This is a genomic window from Streptomyces sp. NPDC030021 (assembly GCF_055574035.1).
In genome coordinates this window covers 151282-168908 of record NZ_JBVIAH010000009.1, presented here as the reverse complement: position 1 = coordinate 168908, position 17627 = coordinate 151282, and the positions used below count along the sequence as shown (strand labels likewise).

At 71.8% G+C, this 17627-nt stretch carries 16 protein-coding genes; 9 read left to right on the top strand and 7 right to left on the bottom strand.

What is annotated here, in order from left to right; translation table 11 throughout:
- Window positions 1-74: 74 nt before the first annotated feature.
- The 6 genes from ACZ4YL_RS19920 to ACZ4YL_RS19895 form a co-directional block, all read right to left on the bottom strand.
- Window positions 75-533, bottom strand: a complete 459-nt coding sequence (locus tag ACZ4YL_RS19920) for a hypothetical protein (protein WP_468117961.1) — start codon at window positions 531-533, stop codon at window positions 75-77.
- Window positions 534-662: 129 nt separating this feature from the next.
- Complete coding sequence (locus ACZ4YL_RS19915) at window positions 663-1061, bottom strand: hypothetical protein (protein WP_468117959.1); 399 nt, start codon at window positions 1059-1061, stop codon at window positions 663-665.
- A gap of 318 nt (window positions 1062-1379) precedes the next feature.
- Entirely contained in the window at window positions 1380-1880 is a 501-nt protein-coding gene (locus tag ACZ4YL_RS19910) for a GNAT family N-acetyltransferase (RefSeq protein ID WP_468117957.1), read from the bottom strand.
- A gap of 511 nt (window positions 1881-2391) precedes the next feature.
- On the bottom strand, window positions 2392-3009 hold the full coding sequence (locus ACZ4YL_RS19905; RefSeq protein WP_468117955.1) for an HAD family hydrolase: 618 nt from the start codon (window positions 3007-3009) through the stop codon (window positions 2392-2394).
- A gap of 67 nt (window positions 3010-3076) precedes the next feature.
- The gene (locus tag ACZ4YL_RS19900) at window positions 3077-3493 is read right to left on the bottom strand and encodes a cytidine deaminase family protein (protein ID WP_468117953.1); all 417 of its coding nucleotides are present in this window, start codon (window positions 3491-3493) and stop codon (window positions 3077-3079) included.
- A gap of 111 nt (window positions 3494-3604) precedes the next feature.
- Window positions 3605-6367: a glycoside hydrolase family 2 protein gene (locus tag ACZ4YL_RS19895; protein WP_468117951.1), complete on the bottom strand. Its 2763-nt coding sequence runs from the start codon at window positions 6365-6367 to the stop codon at window positions 3605-3607.
- A gap of 465 nt (window positions 6368-6832) precedes the next feature.
- Between ACZ4YL_RS19895 and ACZ4YL_RS19890 the strand changes: the two genes are divergently transcribed.
- The 7 genes from ACZ4YL_RS19890 to ACZ4YL_RS19860 all read left to right on the top strand — a co-directional run bounded on the left by ACZ4YL_RS19890 (window position 6833) and on the right by ACZ4YL_RS19860 (window position 14052).
- Entirely contained in the window at window positions 6833-7036 is a 204-nt protein-coding gene (locus tag ACZ4YL_RS19890; protein ID WP_004986771.1) for a cold-shock protein, read from the top strand.
- 333 nt (window positions 7037-7369) lie between these two features.
- Complete coding sequence (locus ACZ4YL_RS19885) at window positions 7370-8887, top strand: DEAD/DEAH box helicase (protein WP_468117949.1); 1518 nt, start codon at window positions 7370-7372, stop codon at window positions 8885-8887.
- Between the two features lie 28 nt (window positions 8888-8915).
- Window positions 8916-9248 (top strand): SCO5918 family protein, encoded by a 333-nt coding sequence (locus ACZ4YL_RS19880; RefSeq protein WP_468117947.1) that lies wholly within the window; start codon window positions 8916-8918, stop codon window positions 9246-9248.
- 424 nt (window positions 9249-9672) lie between these two features.
- Window positions 9673-10011: a MerR family transcriptional regulator gene (locus ACZ4YL_RS19875; protein WP_301374226.1), complete on the top strand. Its 339-nt coding sequence runs from the start codon at window positions 9673-9675 to the stop codon at window positions 10009-10011.
- Between the two features lie 322 nt (window positions 10012-10333).
- On the top strand, window positions 10334-12898 hold the full coding sequence (locus tag ACZ4YL_RS19870; RefSeq protein ID WP_468117945.1) for a molybdopterin-dependent oxidoreductase: 2565 nt from the start codon (window positions 10334-10336) through the stop codon (window positions 12896-12898).
- Window positions 12895-13860, top strand: a complete 966-nt coding sequence (locus tag ACZ4YL_RS19865; RefSeq protein ID WP_468117943.1) for an FAD binding domain-containing protein — start codon at window positions 12895-12897, stop codon at window positions 13858-13860. The genes ACZ4YL_RS19870 and ACZ4YL_RS19865 overlap by 4 nt, the downstream gene beginning before the upstream one ends.
- Before the next feature lie 33 nt (window positions 13861-13893).
- On the top strand, window positions 13894-14052 hold the full coding sequence (locus ACZ4YL_RS19860) for a hypothetical protein (RefSeq protein ID WP_468117942.1): 159 nt from the start codon (window positions 13894-13896) through the stop codon (window positions 14050-14052).
- Between the two features lie 84 nt (window positions 14053-14136).
- Here the strand turns inward: ACZ4YL_RS19860 and ACZ4YL_RS19855 are convergent, their stop codons facing one another.
- The gene (locus tag ACZ4YL_RS19855; RefSeq protein ID WP_468117941.1) at window positions 14137-15249 is read right to left on the bottom strand and encodes an ABC transporter substrate-binding protein; all 1113 of its coding nucleotides are present in this window, start codon (window positions 15247-15249) and stop codon (window positions 14137-14139) included.
- A 235-nt stretch (window positions 15250-15484) separates the two neighbouring features.
- Between ACZ4YL_RS19855 and ACZ4YL_RS19850 the strand changes: the two genes are divergently transcribed.
- The gene (locus tag ACZ4YL_RS19850; RefSeq protein ID WP_468117939.1) at window positions 15485-16093 is read left to right on the top strand and encodes a hypothetical protein; all 609 of its coding nucleotides are present in this window, start codon (window positions 15485-15487) and stop codon (window positions 16091-16093) included.
- 362 nt (window positions 16094-16455) lie between these two features.
- Window positions 16456-17583: a glycoside hydrolase family 64 protein gene (locus ACZ4YL_RS19845; RefSeq protein WP_468118196.1), complete on the top strand. Its 1128-nt coding sequence runs from the start codon at window positions 16456-16458 to the stop codon at window positions 17581-17583.
- Window positions 17584-17627: the final 44 nt, after the last annotated feature.

Genomic DNA, 17627 nt, shown 5'->3' with positions numbered 1-17627 from the left:
GCTGATCGTCGGCGACACCGCGGACCGGCCCGCGCCCGTGAGGGGCGCGCGCCGGGTCCGGCCAGGTCCCGGGATCAGGGGCGGGTGGCACGGACGTGGTCGGCCTCGAAGCGCGCGAAGGCCGCCTCCTGCCGCCACTCGACCTGCGCCTTCGGGCTGGCGTCCAGGAACCGGGCGCACCGCCCGCTCGGGCGCTCGGCGCCCTGCTGCTCGTGGGCACACGCCCCGGCCGGACGGTAGCCGGTGCGGACGTCACGGTTCCACAGACCCCGGCCGGGCAGGAACGAGTGTTCCAGGGAGGCGCGGGCCAGGTCCTTCAGCTCCGGGTAGCCGAGTCCGTACATCTCCGCCGCCCGGCGGTACTCGTCGGTGATCTCGATCCGCGACACGCCCGGGTCGGCGAAGAAGTCCCGGGGCCGGGCAGGCGCTGGGGCCGGGGGCGTGACGGAGGAGGGGGCGGCGGCCGCGTACGCGGAGACGGGTGCGAGCAGGGCGAGGGCGGAGAGCAGGCCGATCAAGCGGGATGGGATCACCGGCACATGGTGGTGAAGCGGACCGCCGCGGGGCGGCATGCCGGGCCGGGCGCCTCCCTGTGCCACCCGGGAGGCCCCGCAGGGGATCGTTCCTTCCGGCGGGAACTGCCGTCGCGCTTCCTCGCCGTGTCACATGGGCTGGTGGTTGAACCAGGCACGGCTCTCCGGCTGGTTCGGCCGGATGATCGCCAGGACCGCCGGCACGAGCCAGGCGAATCCCAGCAGGGGTATCACCTGGAAGAACGCCCAGCTGAAGGGCAGGGCCGTCCACCCGTAGGCGAAGGCGGACACACGCAGATTCCGATGGCGCGTGCGGAACTTGAGGGCGGTGGTGACACCCCATGCGGAGACCGCGAGGACGAGCAGCCCGGCGAACACGACCATCCCGGCATGATCCTCGCCCGGCGTGGTGCAACACGGGGTGGAGGCGTCACCGTCGCCCCAGATGGATGTGGCGACGGCCACGCTGTTGGTCACCAGAGCGACCCCGAGGAGGGCCTGCATGCCGCCCAGGACCATCATCAGCACACGGAGGCTCCGCACGGCGTCCGGCATCCGCGCGCCGGGGGGAATCGGCTCGTGGGGGAGTCCGCCCGGCGCATCGGGGCCGCCCGGTCCCACCGGTCCCGGGTTGCCGTTCGCGGGCGACCGCTGCCAAGGCCGCCGGCCGCCTGATTTCCCGTCGTCCACGTTCATCCTGACGGTCCTTCCGCTGGAAAGGCCTCGTACCTGCGCGCCATGCTCCGGCGGCTCGTGCCGGCTGTCCAGCCGCAATCCGGCCAGTGCCGCCGCGTCGCTTCGACCGGACCGCGCACGATCCCCCTCAGGCCACGGCACGGAGCCCCGCTACAAGGCGAGACGGTAACGAACCTCGCTCACGGACACTCCGTCGTAGTCGTCGGCCCGGACGGCACCATCAGCGACATAGCCGGCTCGTTCGTAGAACCGACGGGCCCTGGTGTTGTCGGTGAGCACCCACAGCAGGACCGAGCCGAAGCCGCTGGCCAGAGCGTCGGCGTGCACGGCTTGGAGGAGCCTGCGACCGATGCCGGACCCGATGAGCGAGGGCTGAACGTACAGAGCGTAGAGCTCACCCGCGGCCGTGGGGGAGGGCCCGAGGCACGCCCAACCCACCACCCCGCCCCGGGCGTCCACCGCTACCAGGTCGACCGTGGCCTTGTCCGACCTCGTGAAGTACCGCCTGCGCCGGTGCGCGTCCGCTTCGACCGTCATGCGATCGAGGTAGGACTGGGGCACGATCCCGGCATACGCGGCCTTCCAGCCGGTCACCCGTATCTCTGAGACAGCCGCGACATCGGCTTGGGTCATCACTCGTACAGTCGGCATCGCAGCACTGTACGAGACCCGTCATCGCCACCACCTGGGAAATTCGCGTGGGCCGCCGCGGTCAGGTCCCGCGGCACCGGTCATCGTCCGTCGCGGAGCCGGCGGTCCAGGAACTCGATCAACCGTGTTTCCGAACGGGCGATCCGTTCTCGTTGTTCGCAGGGGAGCGAGGCGAGGGCGTCGACGAGGACTCGCTTCCGGTGGATGTACACCATGTTCCCTGAGTAGATCCGGCACCCCGAACACCAGGCGAGTCCGATGCACCGCTCGAACAGAAAGGACCCGGGCGGGTGGTAGCGGTACTGGTACGAGCGGACGGGCGTCCCACAGGCGGCGCAGACGCGCCGGTCCCCGGCGGGGACCGTGTCCCAGGTTGCGACCTTGCGCCAATGCTGCCGCCCGGCCGGTGCTCTTCACGTCGTCATGCCAGGCATTCTCGATCACGCCGACGCGCCCGTCCACCCGTTTGCACGATGCCTGGGGCCATCTCGGACCGCAACAGCCGCGCAGGTCACGATCGCAGGGGCGCGGTGGCACTCCTCAGCTGATCGACATGGCGGTAGTGGATCCCGGTCAGCCCGGCCGCCTGTGCCGCGGCGACGTGTCCAGGCGTGTCGTCGATGAACAGGCACCGCTGCAGCTTCACTCCCACCGCTTCCGCCGCGGCCTCGAAGACCCGGCGATCGGGTTTGGCGAACCCTGTGCGGGCGGTGTTGACGACCGCGTCGAACGCGTCGGCCAGCCCCAGCGCGGTGAGATCGGCCTCCAGCCGAGTGGTCGCGTTCGACACCAGGACCACCGGCACCCGGCTGCGGATCGCGGTCAGGAGTTCCAGGACAGCGGTATCGACGCAGCCGGTCAGCGCCGTCCAGCCGCTGACGAGATCCTGAGCACGGGCCACTGATCCGCAGGCCTCGGCAAGAGCTTCCGCGACGCGCCGGCGCCACTGCTCGTCGCTGATCCGACCGGTGACGGCGGCGTCCAGGAGCTCGGGGCGAAACGCGGCCGACGCGAGAGTGCCCTCGGCCAGTCCGGCCTTCCGGTCGAGCGCTGCCATCCCATCGGGATCCCACAGGCGCAGAACCCCGTCGAAGTCGCAGAGCACGGCGTCGAACGGTTCATCACTCATGATCCAGATCCTGCCAGACCGTATCCGGACCGTGGAACCACCGGAACTGCTCGGTCGCGTAGGGGGTTCAGGCCGTGTCGAGTTGGTGGTCGGCCCAGACGTAGCTTTCGGGGAGCAGGCCGGTGATGGAGAGGGTCCGGGGGCGGTCGTCCGTGCCGACGATGACCTCGATGGCGGGGAAGTAGTCGAGAAGGACCTGGCGGCATCGGCCGCACGGGGGAACGATCCCCCGGTCGCGGTCGCCCACGGCGACGATCGTGTCCAGTACGTACGCGCCCTGGGCGGCCGCGGTGCCGATGAGGACCAGCTCGGCGCAGGGGCCGCCCGTGAAGTGGTAGGCGTTCACGGCGGTGATGATCCGGCCGTCCCGGGCACGGGCCGCGGCAGCCACGGTGTGGTTGTCGCCGTGGCACCGGGTGCGCGCGATGTGGGTTGCGGCCCGGATGAGTTCGTGGTCGACGGGGTGGGGAGGTGCGGTGGTCATCGGCTCTGCCTTCGTTCGGTGTCGGCCGAACGCTGGCGCGAGTGACGGATGGTGCGCAAGCGAATATCGGGAGGTCATGCCGACCTCGCCCCCCGGGCGGGCCGTCCGGGGTCACGGCGAGCTCGGCGTGATGTGGCTGGTGGGAGTGTTCCAGCCCGAGATCCGGACCCGGAGTGCCGTACCGGCCGGGCCCGCCGTCCGGTGATGAGCCGTCAGGACGGCACTCTCACCGGGCCAGAGACTGATCTGGTTGTCGTTCCAGCGGACCGGCAGCACGGGTGCGTCCCGGCCGTCGACGAGATGGAGATCGGTCAGCAGCGCAGGCGTGTTCCCGCTGCCGGTGTTGCGGACGGTGACCGTGGTGGTGGAGAGCGAGCCGGCGTGGCGCGTGGTGCGGGCGGTCGCGGTCACGGTGGCGGCTGAGAGGGAGTTCAGGCCGGTGAGGTCGCCGTAAGTGGTCGTGGGGGTGTGGTACCAGTCGGCGGCGTCGTGATCCAGAACGTCGGGGCGGGTGGAGAGCCAGTAGACGTTGCGGCTGACCTCGCGGCCGGCGCTGTCGGTGAGCGTGAGCCGGGCGAGGTACGTGGAATCCGGCCCGTCCGCGGCAGCGACGACGGCGGGAACGGTGACCGCGGTGGTCCGCGCGCCGTCGCCGCCGACCCGCAGCCCGCGCACGGTGTGGTCGTAGAGGGAGGCCCCGTCGGTGCCGAACAGGGTGACCCGGGCGGTGAGACCGGAAACGGCTCCCGGCCGGCGGTTGACGACGGCCACGGTCCGGTCGTCGTAGGAGTACTGGATGTGCAGCGGCTCGTTGGCCTTCTTAGCGCCGTAGTAGGCACCGCCCTGGTCGAGGTAGCGGTCGACGAGCTGCCAGTGCAGGGAGGTCCAGCCGCTGTTGAACATCCAGTAGACGAGTCCCGTCGACGGGTCGGTGGAGTCCGTGGCGTTGCGGGCGTAGGCCTCGAACTGGGCGCGGACGTTCTCGTACTGGCCGAGCTGGGCCTTGGCCACGTAGTCCCGCAGGCTGCGCGGCGCGCCGTAGCGGTGCGCGAGGGCGTCGTTGAACAGCTTCAGCGTGTTGAAGGTGCGGGAGGGGGAGCGGTGGTACTGCGGGGCGGCGGGGGACTTCCACAGGGTTTCGAGTTCGGCCGGCGAGAGCGTGCGGCGCAGGGTGTCGAGGGTGGGGATCGAGGGTCCGGCGCTCGTCTCGGAGTTGAAGCCCGTCGCACCGCCCTCGCGCTTGTCGTACCAGTACGAGGGCGGGACCCAGTCGTAGGGTCCGGTCATCCGCATGCCCGACGGGCCGCTCAGGGCCGTGGTGACGGCGGAGGCGGCCGGAACCACCGGGGTGGGCCAGTCGGCGGCGCGCAGAGCGTCGAGGTAGTCCCGCTCGGTCCGGGCATCGGGTGCGAAGTCGCTGCCGATGAGGAAGGAGAGGACGCTGGGATGGTCGCGAAGCCGGGCGGCCTCGGCGGCCATCGAGGCCCGGGCGGTCAGACGGTCGGCGGCATTCCACTTCTCGCCCGTACCGGTGGGGTTGACCGGCCCCTCCCATTTGTTGCAGCACTCCCAGCCGGGCAGCATCAGCATTCCGTGCCGGTCGGCGAGGTCGAAGAACTCGTCCGGCTCGATGTGGCCTTCGAGGCGGAGCGTGTTCAGACCCGCGTCGAGCGCGGCCTTGATCCGGTCCTCCGCCGCGGTGGTGTCCCAGCGCAGCAGCTCGTCGGCCGACCAGCCGGCGCCCCGGATCAGGAGGGGGCGGCCGTTGACCGTGTACCGGCGGGCGCCGGCGGAGTCGAGCGGCGCCTTCACGTCACGGATGCCGAAAGTGTGGCGGACGGCGTCCGAGCGGCGGCCGGCCACCGTCGCCGTCAGGTGGAGTCCGTACAGGTTCTGGGGCCCCATACCGGCCGGCCACCACAGAGCGGGCCGCTGCAGGCGCAGTTGCCGGTGGCGGTCCGGGGCGAAGACGAGCGTACGGGTCTCCCGGGCGCGCAGGGTGACGTCCTCGCGCAGCACGATCCCGGTGCCGCCGATGGCGGCGGTGACGGTCGCGGTGGCCGCCTCCTGCGAGTCGTTGCGGACCCGCGCCTTCACGGTCAGCTCGGCCGGGCCGGCCTCCGGGGACGGCACGTCCAGGCTGGTCACCACGTGGGCGTCGTGCAGCGAAACCGGCCCCCGCCGGCGCACCAGGACATCGCGGACGATGCCCATGTTGGCGTCGGGCGGTGGCTGCAGCCAGTCCAGCCAGCCCAGCGTGAGGTGTTTGCGCGGATCGTTGGGCTGGATCCGGAAGGCGACCGTATTGGTGCCGGTCCGCACCAGATCGGTGATGTCGAGTTCGTGGCGCGTGTACACACCGGCCACCTCGGCCGCCGAGGCGACCTGCCGGCCGTTGACGTACACGTCCGCCGCGGAGATCACCCCGCTGAAGTCCAGCGAGGTGCGCTCCGAGGTGTCGGGAAGCGTGAAGTCGCTGCGGTACCACCACGGATCGGCGAAGTCACTGCGCGGGATGCGCTGCTGGTCGGTGGAGTAGAACGGGTCCGGGTGCGTGCCGTCGGCGACCAGCGCGGCGAGCACCGTGGAGCGGGGCCCGGCCCGGTGCCAGCCGGTCGTCGCATAGCCGGGCGTGGACACGGCGGCCGCCGTGTCGGGGACCTCGGCCGCCGACCGGATCGCGTACCCGGTCAGCGCGGCCGTCCCGCCCGGCGCCACCGCCGTCACGGTGGGAGCGGAACCCGGACCGGCCGGGAGGCGGGGGGCCGCGGCCGAAGGTACGGCGGCCGGGGCGAGCAGCAGAGCCAGCAAGGCCACGGCCACGGCGGCCGCCCGGAGTCGCCGGGTGTGTGCGGGTCGGGGGAGCTGGGACACGGTGGTCTCCGGGGGAGCTGGTCGGACGTCCGCGCTACGCGGAGATCAGGTAACGGACCGTAACCCACCTGACACGCAGGACGGATGGTCGCGGCCGTACGGCGAGCCGCGCGCCCACGGCCGCGCCCACGACCGCGCCCATGACCGGGCGGGCCCCTCGGACGTACGTCGACCGGAGGCCGAACAATATCTGTGTCCGCGCGATGAGAATTAGACGAACCACGCCATGAGGCTTTTTCCTGCAGCGGGCGAAGTGAAATGTTTCACCGTACACGGGTCTCGATTCGTGCTACTGTCGATCTCAGTTGCAGTTGTGGTTCCCAAAACTTCAAGTGCCCCCAGCAGGTGTCTACACCCCTGGGAGTACTTTTACTTTTCCGGTCATTATCGGGCGGGGTAATCATTGCGGCGACACGGAGTCCACACAGTGTGGAACCCGATGCACTGCCCCAAAGGAGATATGACATGGCTACTGGAACCGTGAAGTGGTTCAACGCGGAAAAGGGCTTCGGCTTCATCGAGCAGGACGGTGGCGGCGCCGACGTGTTCGCCCACTACTCGAACATCGCCGCCCAGGGCTTCCGCGAGCTGCTTGAGGGCCAGAAGGTCAGCTTCGACATCGCGCAGGGCCAGAAGGGCCCGACGGCCGAGAACATCGTTCCCGCCTGACGCTGACGCGCACTTCGTAGCTGGGGCCCGCATCCTTCGGGGTGCGGGCCCCAGCTGCACGCATTTTCCGCCCCACCCCGCCCCGCCCACCCGGTGCCGGCTGCGGGGACGGCGCCCAGGGAATCCGCAGTCCTCCGTACGCGGATCACGCCCCGGCCGATACGCCGGCTGTGCGCCCTGACGGCGTCACCTTTTTTCCGTACCTGTACCCGCCAGGAACTCCGGCCGGGCAGGTCCGCTTCGCATTTCCATTCGGCCCGTTTCTTGCAATTCTCCGCGCAGTGCACGCCCGCGGGAATTCCTTGATATGCGCCGTATCGAGGAAGGTTCCGCATGAACCGCACGCGCACCAACGACCGATTCGCCCGTACGCGCAACGGCGCAGCCGGATCCGGCAAGAGCGGCGGCCGCTTCGGCGGCTCGGCCCCCAGCCGTTCCGGTGGTCCGAGCCGCTCCAGTGGCCCGAGCCGCTCGGGCGGGTACGGCCGCCGGCCCGCCGCGCTGCAGGGTGAATTCGCCCTGCCCAAGACGATCACCCCCGCGCTGCCCGCCGTCGAGGCCTTCGCCGACCTCGCCATGCCCGCGGAACTGCTCGCCGCACTCACCGTGCAGGGCGTGACCGTACCGTTCCCGATCCAGGGCGCGACCCTCCCGAACTCCCTGGCGGGCCGCGACGTGCTCGGCCGCGGGCGGACCGGCTCCGGCAAGACCCTGGCCTTCGGGCTGGCCCTGCTGGCCCGCACCGCCGGGCAGCGCGCCGAGCCCCGTCAGCCGCTCGCACTGGTCCTCGTACCGACCCGCGAGCTGGCCCAGCAGGTCACCGACGCCCTCACCCCCTACGCCCGCTCGGTCAAGCTCCGGCTGGCCACGGTCGTCGGCGGGATGCCCATCGGGCGCCAGGCGAGCGCGCTGCGCGGCGGCGCCGAGGTCGTCGTCGCCACGCCCGGCAGGCTGAAGGACCTCATCGAACGCGGTGACTGCCGGCTGAACCAGGTGGGCATCACCGTGCTGGACGAGGCCGACCAGATGGCCGACATGGGCTTCATGCCGCAGGTCACCGCCCTGCTCGACCAGGTGCGCCCCGAAGGCCAGCGGATGCTGTTCTCCGCCACCCTGGACCGCAACGTCGACCTGCTGGTGCGCCGCTACCTGACCGACCCGGTCGTCCACTCCGTCGACCCGTCCGCGGGCGCGGTGACCACGATGGAACACCACGTGCTGCACGTGCACGGCGGTGACAAGCACGCCGCCACCACCGAGATCGCGGCGCGCGACGGCCGCGTCATCATGTTCCTGGACACCAAGCACGCCGTGGACCAGCTCACCAGCCACCTGCTGAACAGCGGAGTGCGGGCCGCCGCCCTGCACGGCGGCAAGTCGCAGCCGCAGCGCACGCGCACCCTGGCGCAGTTCAAGACCGGGCACGTCAGCGTGCTCGTCGCCACGAACGTCGCCGCCCGCGGCATCCACGTCGACAACCTCGACCTGGTCGTCAACGTGGATCCGCCCACCGACCACAAGGACTACCTGCACCGCGGCGGGCGTACCGCCCGTGCCGGTGAGTCCGGCAGCGTCGTCACCCTGGTCACCCCGAACCAGCGCCGCGACATGGCGCGGCTCATGGCCGCCGCCGGGATCACCCCGCAGACCACCCAGGTCCGCTCCGGTGAAGAGGCCCTCAGCCGGATCACCGGCGCCCAGGCCCCCTCCGGCATCCCGGTCGTCATCACCGCCCCGGCGGCGGAGCGGCGTGAGCGCAGCGGGCCGTCCGCGCGCAGCCGTCGCCGCCCCGCCGCGGCTGCCGCCCGGCGCAGGCCGGCACGGCCGTCCGCCGCCGACGCCGTAGCGTGAACCCTTCTTCTTCCCCTTGTGAGGCATCATGCGCGTCGTCATCGCCAGATTCCCCTTCGACCTGACCAAGAGCGGGGTGCTGGAGTCGATGAAGGGCGTCAAGCCCGAGCCCGTCGACGGTGAGTCCGTGATCATCGGACGCCGGCACTACCCGGTCAAGCAGGTCGGCCAGGTCGTCACCCGCCAGGACCGCCGCGACTTCAGCGCCGCGGAGGTCGTACGGGCGATGACCCTGCTCGGCTTCACGTGCCGCGGCCTGCCGCAGGCACCCGCCACGCCCATGTCCACGCCCGGCCTCACCCCGTTCCAGCGGGCCTCGGCGATGCTCGGCGAGCCCGAGCCCGTATCGGTTTCCGTCTGACCGCACAGCACCACAGGCACACCACGTGAGGGCCCGACCGGCACATCCGGTCGGGCCCTCACGCGTTGTTCGAGAGAAGATCTCTCAGCATCGAACAAAGAAAATCTATCTCCGTCACAGTAGACATATGGCACTGGCGTGCCTATGGTTTCTGGCATACCGATGATCGAGGAAGTGGAGGAGGCAGACACCATCAGGATCGCCCGGGCAGGAACACACCGCCCGGGTACCGCACGACCCCCGAACGGCAGGTGGTCCCCGGTCAGGCATTCGCGATCCCCGCACTCCCGCCCGTCTCCCGGGCGCGACCGCGGAAACGGAAGTCGGCGCAGCGCTGAGGCCGACAGATGGTGTTGAATTCCCTTCAGGGCCTTGGTGCCGTACGGCACCAAGGCCCTTCGACGCGTTCTAAGAAGAGGTGCAGATGACAGCGGATGACTCGCTCGGCGGCCGGCTGGACGACGATGACTACCCCGCCTACACGATGGGCCGGGCCGCCGAACTCCTCGGCACCACCCCCGGCTTCCTGCGTGCCATCGGCGAGGCCCGTCTGATCACACCGTTGCGCTCCCCGGGCGGGCATCGCCGGTATTCCCGCTACCAGCTGCGGATCGCGGCCCGCGCCCGGGAGCTCGTCGACCAGGGCACCCCGGTCGAAGCGGCCTGCCGCATCGTGATCCTGGAGGACCAGCTCGAAGAGGCCCAGCGCATCAACGCCGAGTTCCGTCGCGCCGCGACCGCCACGCCCGACGACTCCCGCTGAGCGCCGACCGCTCCTCGTACCGCCCCCGGCACGTGAGGACGCGGCGACCCCGGTGCAGGCGGACGTCCCCCTCTGCAGGGCTGCATGGGCGGCATGCCGGCTTCCCGCCCCCTGACCGGCACGGCCCGCTTCGAGAACGGCGAGCCGGATCCGGACGCCCACGAAGCCCTTTCCGGTCCGCTCCTGCGCGCAGAGGTCCTCGACACCCACGGCCCGGCCGTTCGCGCGCCGAACTGCGCCGGAGCCGCAGGCGGGATATCAAGGAGCGTGAAGGCGAGCCCGAGGTCCGAGGCACGCCGCCCCGCGGTGAGGAGAACGTCTCGTGGAGTTCGAGGTCAATGGCACCCGGCACGCGGTGGACGTGGACGACGACCCGGCCGCGGTCGACGTGCTGCGGGACCGGCTGGGTCTGACCGGCACCAAACTGGTCTGCGCGGGCGGGGTGTGCGGGGCCTGCACGATCCAGGTCGACGGCGACCCCCGGGTCTCCTGCCTGACCCCGGCGGTCGCGCTGGCCGGCCGACAGGTGACGACCGTGGAGGGCCTGTCCGGCCACCCGGTCGGGCGAGCCTTCGCCGGCGAGGACGCCCTCCAGTGCGGTTACTGCACCCCGGGGTTCGTGGTCGAGGCGGCGGCGTTCTTCGAGCGGTGGCGAGCCGCCCACGGCCACACCCGGCCCGGGCGGGAGCAGATCGCGGACGCGCTCGCGGGCCACCTGTGCCGGTGCGGTGCGTACGAGGGGATCTTCAGCGCGGTGGCCGCGGCCTGCGCCGGCGACTACGACACGGCCCCGCCCGGCGGGGAGGCGCCGGCGGTCCCGCGCGTCGAAGCCCCGCAGAAGACCGACGGATCGGCCCGGTACACCACGGACCTGCGCCCCGAGGGACTGCTGGAAGGGGTGATCATCCGCTCGCCGCACGCGCATGCGCACGTACGCTCCCTCGAAGCCGGGGACCTGCCTCTGGTACCGCTGCTGCCCCCGGACGGCGTGGTGCGGTACGTCGGGCAGCCGGTGGCCGCGGTCGCGGCGCCGGACCGGGCCTCCGCACGGGCGGCGGCCGCGCGCGTCACGGTGGACTACGAAGTGCTGCCGGCGGCCCTGGACGTACGCCAGGCCCGCACCGGCGAGGGCCCGCTGGTCTACGCGGACAAGGCGGCACGCAAGCGGGCACCCGGTTCCGGCGAGACCCCGCAGCTGGTGCCCGCCCGCTGGCGCGGCAACCTCCGGGGCCCGTCCGCCATGAGCAGACGCCCCGCCACGGCCGTGCGCCGTATCACCGAGGCCCGCAGCCGGAACCCCGAGCGGGTGGTGGAAGGCGTGTTCACGACCGCCGCGCAGACGCACACCCCGCTCGAACCGCACGCCTGCCTGGCCGAGTGGGTCGACGGCACCCTCCACCTGGAGGTCTCCACCCAGTCCGTGAGGCGCACGGCCGAGCTCGCCGCCGAACGCTTCGGTGTGCCCGTCGAACGGGTGGTGGCACGGGCCGTCCACGTAGGCGGCGGTTTCGGCTGCAAGATGGGACTGACCTCCGACGTCGTCGCCGCGGCCGAGCTGGCCCGGCTGCACGGCGCCCCGGTGCGGGTGGTGCTCGACAGGGACGAGGAACTCACCGACGGCGGATACCGGCCCGGCACCCGGATCCGGCTGGCGATGGTCGCGGACGAGGCCGGCGAACTGAGCGCCCTGGCCATGGACGCGGACAACGACGGCGGTGTCTCGGTCGGCGGCACCGTGGCGGCACTGGCCCGGTTCATGTACGGCAAGGCCCCACGCCGGCTCCGCGACTTCGACACCGTCACCCACCGCCCGCCGGGCGCCCCGTTCCGCGGCCCCGGCGGACCCACCATGTGCTGGGCCCTGGAGCAGGCCGTCGACGAGATGGCCCACCGGCTCGGCCAGGACCCGATCGCCCTGCGCCGCCGCTGGGACGGCAACCCCAAGCGGCACGCCCTGTACGACCGGGCAGCCGCGCTCCCGGTCTGGTCGGGCCCCCGCGGCGGCACCGGCCGCTTCCGCCGGGGCGTCGGCGTCGCGGCGGCCAACTGGATGTACTTCCTCGATCCCGTCACCGAGGTCGAACTCACCGTCGAGGACGGGGTCGTCGTCGCCCGCTGCGCCGTGCAGGACATGGGCACGGGCTCACGCACCGTGCTGCGCCGGGCCGTCGCCGCGGGGCTCGGCCTGCCGGAGGGCAGGGTGCGCGCCGAGGTCGGCCGGAGCGATGCCGTACACGGCCCCACCTCCGGCGGCAGCCGCACCACGCCCTCCCTCGTGCCCGCCGCCGCGGACGCCGCCGCCCGGCTGCGCGACGCGCTCGGCGGCGGTGACCTGGCCGCCCGGCTGGACGCAGCGCACGGCGTACGGGTGACCGGCCGGCGCCCCCGCGACCGCCGGGGCTTCGTGACCCCCTTCACCATGGGCGGTGTCGCGATCGGCCGCGGCTTCACCGGATCGGTGCAGGTCGCCGAGGTCGAGGTGGACACCCGGCTCGGCCGCGTCCGCCCGCTGAGCGTGTGGAGCGGCATCGCCGCCGGCCGGATCCACGAGGAGCGCCTCGCACGCAGCCAGTGCGAGGGCGCCGTCGTACAGGGCGTCGGCTACGCCCTCTACGAGGAGCGGCGCACCGACCCGGCCACCGGGCGGGTGCTGACCGAGAACCTCGAGGACTACCGCATCCCCGGCATCGGGGACACCCCCGAGATCACCGTCCACTTCCACCAGGAAGGCTTCGACCACGTGCCCGGTGGCGGGGTCGGCCTCGGCGAGATCGCGACCCTGCCCACCGCGGCCTGCCTGGCCAACGCGGTCCACGACGCCACCGGCCGGCGCCCGTACGACATGCCCATCCGCCCCGACCGGCTCCTGGAAGGACTGGGTACGTGAGCACCGAGACCGCCCTCACCGACCTCTCGGCCGCCGTCCAGGCCCGCGGCGGGGAGCTGCGCGCCGGTGGCACCGACACCACCGCCCGGCAGCGCAGCGGCGTCTCTCCGGGGCCGTTCACCGACCTCGGCGGCGCCGGCCACCTGCGCGGCTGCACGCCGCTGCCCGGCGGCGGGCTGCGGATCGGCGCCCTGACCACCCTCGCCGAGCTGGCCGCCGATCCGCGCGTACGCGCCGGCTGGCCGGCCCTGGCCCTGTCGGCCGGAACCGCGGCCACTCCGCAGATCCGCGCCGCCGGCACCGTGGGCGGCAATCTGCTGCAGCGCAACCGCTGTTGGTACTTCCGCAATCCTCACTTCAGCTGCCTCCAGAAGGGCGGCACCGGCTGCCCCGCGCGCGAGGGCGACCATCACTTCGGCGTGGTCAGCGGCAACGGCCCGTGCGTCGCCCCGCACCCGTCCACCCTTGCGATGGCTCTGCTCACCTACGACGCCGAGGCCCACGTCCACGGCGAATCCCCCCGCGCTGTCGCCGACTTGTACGGGGACGGCGACCGGCTCTCGCACGCCGACCACCTGCTGCGGCCGGACCGTATCCTCACCGCGGTCGACCTGCCCGCGCCCCTGCCCGGCGAACGCGCCGCCTGCCACCGGGCCATCAGCCGGGCCCACGCCGAATGGCCCCTGGTCGAAGCCACCGCCCGGCTGGTGCTCGACGGCTCCACCGTCACGCACGCCGCCGTCGCGGCGGGCGGGGTGGCGCGCGTACCGCTGCGGCTCACGGAGGTGGAGGCCGCCCTGATCGGCCGCGAGGCCACCCCCGACGTCCTCGCCACGGCCGCAGCGACGGTCCAGGGCCGCTGCCGTCCGCTTCCGCAGACCGGCTACAAGGCCAAGCTGTTCGGCAACACCGTCCTGGAAGTCCTGGAACAGGCCCTCGGCGGTCCCGCCACCGCCGGCTAGGGCGCTTCGGATGCGGCAGGGCAATATGGAGGCATGACGATTCGGCGTCCGCTCCGCCAGCGGTTCCTCCGGCATCCCGCGGGTCAATTCGCCGTCGTCACCGTGCTGAGGCTCATCCTCTTCGTGCTGGTCGGCCTCGGGGTGACGTACGCCCTCGATGCCCTCTTCGGCGGCCCCTGGATGGTCTACTGACCTCAGCACATTGGCGATCGTCGTCATGGGCGGTGCGCCGGTCCCGCTCGGACACCTCGCTACGCGTACTCCGCTTCGTGCCTCTCAGCCGGCGTGGAGGATCCGGAAGCGATCGGGTTCCGCCGGGTCTCGATCGACGACCTGGGTCGGAGCCCAGGTCCACTGCCGAACGCTGATGCCCGGCGTACGGGAGAACCGGATCTGCCCGCGGGTGCCTTCGACCGCCACACGCGACCAGGGCTCGGCGGCGCGCGCCTCGCCCGCGGCGTCAGCACGCAGCACGTCGGCGAGGACGAGGACCGTGTCGTAACCCTCGAAAGCGACGAAGGAGGGTGCCTGGCCCAGCCGCTCGCGGAGGGCCGTCCCGACGCGTGCACCGAGCGGGCCGAGGCGTTCCGGAAGGTAGCGCAGGAACGGGATCGCGGTGCCGTCGCCGCCCAGCAGTGCCGCCCATTCCGGGAACTCCGGTTGCCCGGCCGGAGCGCCGATCAGGATCCCGGCGAGGCGCCGGTCACGGCGGACGGCCCGGACGATCGGCACGGCCGGGTCCGGGTGGCCGACCAGAAGGAGGAGGGCCGTCGCCCGGTGGCCGACGAGCTCGTCGCACACCGCGTCGGGGTCGAGGGCGCGCACGTCGAGTTCGACGACGGTGCCGCCGCGCGGAGCGAGGTACTCCCGCAGGATGCGGACCCCGGACGCCCAGTAGACACTCGGCTGGGTCGCTACGGCGATGCGGCTGTGCCCCGCGCCGAGGAGGAAGTCCGCGTAGATCTGCCAGCCGTGGGACTGTGCCGGGGCGAGGCGCGCGACCCATTCCGTCGGCTGCTCGGTGAGCGCGTCGAGAACCGCTGACGAACAGAGGAACGGCAGGCCGAGGGCGTCGGCCCGGGCGGCAGCGGCGCGGGCGACAACGCTGTGATACTCACCCGCCACAGCAGCGACGCCCAGGCGAGCCAACTCGTCCACGGCCGCCGCGGCCCTCTGGGGATCGGCCGCGGTGTCCCGGACCACCAGCTCCAGCGGCCTTCCGCCGATCCCGCCGGCGTCGTTGACCTCGTGAACGGCCAGCTGGAGGCCGGCGAGCAGGTGCTGGCCTGCCTCGACCCAGCCGGGTCGGGTCAGCGGAACGAGAGCGCCGATCCGGACGGACGATCCGTCAGTACGTTCCGCCCCAGGCGGCGATGGTGGCGTATTCATGGTTCGGCTTCTCCCGAGGGGCGGTCCGGACGCGGTGTGTCCGGACCGCGCAATGATCGTCAGTGGCGCGCCGAGCGTAGCCGAGCAGGACCCGGCCGGCTCCGGCGCCCTGCGCCCCGCGGCCGGCCGGGTGTGCGGGCCATCCGGGCGGGGCACGGGGTGCGTACGGCATGGCACCCGGGGCCGCGGCGTCCCGCGGCGCATGCTGAGTCACCCCGCCCTGCAGGAGAGGCCCGTGAGTGATCCCAGAGCGCGAGTGACCACGAGGCCGGTCACCGCCGCGGCAGCCGATGGCATTCCCGCTCCCGGGGTCATCGGCATCGGACTTGCCGCGGTGCTGACGTTCGCGCTCGCCCAGGGCTCGTGGCAGTGGTTCGCCACGTTCATCGGGGTGACGCTGCTTGCGGTGATGCTCGCCTTTCAGCGGCGGGCGCAGTGGACCCCCGACCTCCGCTCGCCGTACATGCGCGGCCTGGTCGCGTACTCGCTCGTCGTCGGCCTGTGCGTGGCGATCGCACTGGCCCCCCTGCTGCAGCGCCGGGCCTGGCTGTTTCCGATGCCGGGCACGCGCAGCGACTGCGTGCTGGTGGGCAGGTACGCGGCCCTCCAGGCGGAGGCCGTGCTCGGGAACCTGGCCGCCAGTGACGGCGCGGCCGTGGCGTTCGCGCGGGAGGACCAGGCCCGTAAGGCCGTTGCCGAGTGCCTGGCGGCCACGACGACCCTGTGGCTGCCGGTGTACGGCGTCGGGGTGGCGGTGCTGGTGGGGGTGTGCGCATGGTTCCGCGACCGGGCCCGCGCCCGTTCGGGAAACGTCGGCCGGACGCATGCCTCGGCCGGGAGCTGATGCGTACGGCTCACGGAGAGAGGGACGAGGCCCGAGCCGGTCCTGACCGTGTTCCCCCGGGGGCTCGAACGCAACGGCGGCGCACTGGTCGCGTACTCGCTCGTCGTCGGCGATTCACGCGAGCGCCCGCCCCCTTCTGACGGTCCGGTAGGGCTCGCCCGGCTGTGTCGAGGTGGTCGGGTCCATTGACAGAAGTTGAACGCAGGCCGAGGCTGAGAGCGCTCTCGGCCGTCAACTCATAGGCAAGGGAGCGCCGCACCTCCCCCCACTGCCAGGTGCCCCCCACAAGGAGGATCATTGTGTTCCGTTTATCGAAAGTGCTTGCATCAGGTCTCTCGGCCCTGGTGGTCGCCGCCGGTCTGATGGCTCTCGGTCCGCTGACATCGGCGGCAGAGGCCGTACCGGCGACCATCCCGCTCACGATCAAGAACAGCTCGGGACGCAGCGAGCCGGTGTACGTGTACAACCTGGGCACGCAGCTGACGACCGGCCGGCAGGGCTGGGCCGACGCCGGCGGCGGATTCCACCCCTGGCCCGTGGGAGGCAATCCGCCCACCCCCGCGCCCGACGCATCGATCACGGGTCCGGCCAACGGGCAGACCAAGACGATCCGGATACCCAAGTTCTCCGGACGCGTCTACTTCTCCATAGGCCAGAAGATCGTCTTCAAGCTCAGCACCGGCGGCCTCGTACAGCCTGCCGTGCAGAACCCGTCCGACCCCAACCGGACCATCCTGTTCAACTGGTCCGAGTACACGCTCAACGATGCCGGGCTGTGGATCAACAGCACCCAGGTCGACATGTTCTCGGCTCCGTACGCCGTGGGCGTGAAGGCGGCCAACGGCACGGTCACGAACACGGGACGGCTCAAGCCGGGCGGCTACAACGCCGTCTTCAGCCAACTGCGTTCGGCCGGCTGGGGCGGATTGATCCAGAATCGGCCCGACGGCACGCCGCTGCGGGTGCTCTCGCCCGGTCACGGCATCGAGGCGGGCGGGATCCCCGCCGGCGTGATGAACGACTACATCAACCGGGTCTGGAGCAAATACAGCTCCTCCACGCTCACCGTGACGCCCTTCGTGAACCAACCGAACACCAAGTACTACGGCCGGGTCTCGGGCAACGTCATGAACTTCACCAACGGCTCGGGAGCGGTGGTCACCAGCTTCCAGAAGCCGGATTCCGACAGCGTCTTCGGCTGCTACAAGCTGCTGGACGCACCGAACGATCAGGTCCGCGGGCCGATCTCCCGCACTCTGTGCGCGGGCTTCAACCGGTCGACGCTTCTGACCAACCCGGCCCAGCCCGACCCGAACGACGCCAACTTCTACCGTGACGCCGTCACGAACCACTACTCCCGCATCATCCACGGACAGATGGCCGACGGTAAGGCGTACGGCTTCGCCTTCGACGACGTGGGCGCCCACGAGTCGCTGGTGCACGACGGCAACCCGCAGGAGGCGTTCATGACGCTGGAACCGTTCAACTAGAAGCTGTGTCCGGCCGATCACGCGACTACTTCACGCGCATGTCG

Bases quoted from the DNA above. Each gene is read 5' to 3' on its own strand.
- ACZ4YL_RS19910 (WP_468117957.1), bottom strand. From the start codon at position 1,880: ATGCCGACTGTACGAGTGATGACCCAAGCCGATGTCGCGGCTGTCTCA.
- ACZ4YL_RS19905 (WP_468117955.1), bottom strand. From the start codon at position 3,009: ATGAGTGATGAACCGTTCGACGCCGTGCTCTGCGACTTCGACGGGGTT.
- ACZ4YL_RS19900 (WP_468117953.1), bottom strand. From the start codon at position 3,493: ATGACCACCGCACCTCCCCACCCCGTCGACCACGAACTCATCCGGGCC.
- ACZ4YL_RS19890 (WP_004986771.1), top strand. From the start codon at position 6,833: ATGGCTACTGGAACCGTGAAGTGGTTCAACGCGGAAAAGGGCTTCGGC.
- ACZ4YL_RS19885 (WP_468117949.1), top strand. From the start codon at position 7,370: ATGAACCGCACGCGCACCAACGACCGATTCGCCCGTACGCGCAACGGC.
- ACZ4YL_RS19880 (WP_468117947.1), top strand. From the start codon at position 8,916: ATGCGCGTCGTCATCGCCAGATTCCCCTTCGACCTGACCAAGAGCGGG.
- ACZ4YL_RS19875 (WP_301374226.1), top strand. From the start codon at position 9,673: ATGACAGCGGATGACTCGCTCGGCGGCCGGCTGGACGACGATGACTAC.
- ACZ4YL_RS19860 (WP_468117942.1), top strand. From the start codon at position 13,894: ATGACGATTCGGCGTCCGCTCCGCCAGCGGTTCCTCCGGCATCCCGCG.
- ACZ4YL_RS19855 (WP_468117941.1), bottom strand. From the start codon at position 15,249: ATGAATACGCCACCATCGCCGCCTGGGGCGGAACGTACTGACGGATCG.
- ACZ4YL_RS19845 (WP_468118196.1), top strand. From the start codon at position 16,456: ATGGCTCTCGGTCCGCTGACATCGGCGGCAGAGGCCGTACCGGCGACC.